This window comes from Sphingobacterium cavernae (assembly GCF_008520265.1).
Lineage (GTDB): Bacteria > Bacteroidota > Bacteroidia > Sphingobacteriales > Sphingobacteriaceae > Sphingobacterium > Sphingobacterium cavernae.
This window is the reverse complement of sequence record NZ_VIQM01000026.1, coordinates 1-1571: the sequence shown is the minus strand read 5'-3', so window position 1 is coordinate 1571 and position 1571 is coordinate 1. Positions and strand designations below refer to the sequence as shown.

The following is a 1571-nucleotide window of genomic DNA, read 5'->3' as shown; positions in this document are numbered from 1 at the left end:
CAAATCCGCAGATCTAGCTGAAACCCAATAGTACAGCAAAGCTTCGGCGGCGCTGATAGAGCAGGTAATCAGACTTCCAAGAAAACCCGCTAAGCTTCAGGTATATAAAACCCGTACCGTAAACCGACACAGGTAGTCGAGGAGAGAATCCTAAGGTGCTCGAGTGAGTCATGGCTAAGGAACTCGGCAAAATGGCCCTGTAACTTCGGGAGAAGGGGCGCTGTCTCTGAGAGGAGCAGCCGCAGTGAAAAGGCCCAGGCGACTGTTTAGCAAAAACATATGGCTTTGCAAAATCGAAAGATGAGGTATAAGGCCTGACACCTGCCCGGTGCTGGAAGGTTAAGAGGGGATGTCATCGCAAGAGAAGCATTGAATCGAAGCCCCAGTAAACGGCGGCCGTAACTATAACGGTCCTAAGGTAGCGAAATTCCTTGTCGGGTAAGTTCCGACCTGCACGAATGGTGTAACGATCTGGGCGCTGTCTCAGCCATGAGCTCGGTGAAATTGTGGTATCGGTGAAGACGCCGATTACCCGCAACGGGACGGAAAGACCCCATGCACCTTCACTATAGCTTAACATTGAAATTGGGTACAGGATGTGTAGGATAGGCGGGAGTAATTGAAGCGGATTCGCCAGGATTCGTTGATACAACCTTGAAATACCGCCCTTTCTGTATTCGGTTTCTAACTCGTCTGTGACGAGGACATTGTTTGGTGGGTAGTTTGACTGGGGTGGTCGCCTCCAAAAAGGTAACGGAGGCTTTCAAAGGTAAGCTCAGTACGCTTGGTAACCGTACGTGGAGTGCAATGGCATAAGCTTGCTTGACTGTGAGGCCTACAAGCCGAGCAGGGTCGAAAGACGGACATAGTGATCCGGTGGTTCTGTATGGAAGGGCCATCGCTCAAAGGATAAAAGGTACGCTGGGGATAACAGGCTGATCTCCCCCAAGAGCTCATATCGACGGGGAGGTTTGGCACCTCGATGTCGGCTCGTCACATCCTGGGGCTGGAGAAGGTCCCAAGGGTTGGGCTGTTCGCCCATTAAAGTGGCACGCGAGCTGGGTTCAGAACGTCGCGAGACAGTTCGGTCCCTATCTGTTGTGGGCGTTGGAAGTTTGAGTGGATCTGTCCTTAGTACGAGAGGACCGGGATGGACTGACCGCTGGTGAACCAGTTATGCCGCCAGGTGTACGGCTGGGTAGCTACGTCGGGAATAGATAAGCGCTGAAAGCATCTAAGTGCGAAACTAGCCACGAGATGAGACTTCCTTATAGGGTCGTAGTAGATGACTACGTTGATAGGCTACAGGTGTAAAGGTTGAGAGACCAAAGCTGAGTAGTACTAATAGCCCGAAGCTTTCTGGGCAGATAGTAACTGTTGTCTTCTTCTTAAGTTCTATTTTTTCTTTCAATAGTATGTCAATTTAGTCTCAAAGAGACATTAAAGATCTTTGGGTGCCTATATCGGCGGTGTTCACCTCTTCCCATTCCGAACAGAGAAGTTAAGCCCGCCCGAGCCGATGGTATTGCCGTAACAGGTGGGAGAGTAGGTCGGTGCCTTTTTTTATACAA

At 50.4% G+C, this 1571-nt stretch carries 2 rRNA genes (1 of these 2 running past the window's edge); both read left to right on the top strand.

What is annotated here, in order from left to right:
* Nucleotides 1-1364 (top strand): 23S ribosomal RNA (locus FLS47_RS18230) (it extends 1748 nt beyond the left edge of the window).
* A gap of 86 nt (nt 1365-1450) precedes the next feature.
* Nucleotides 1451-1562 (top strand): 5S ribosomal RNA (rrf, locus tag FLS47_RS05220).
* Nucleotides 1563-1571 lie beyond the last annotated feature (9 nt).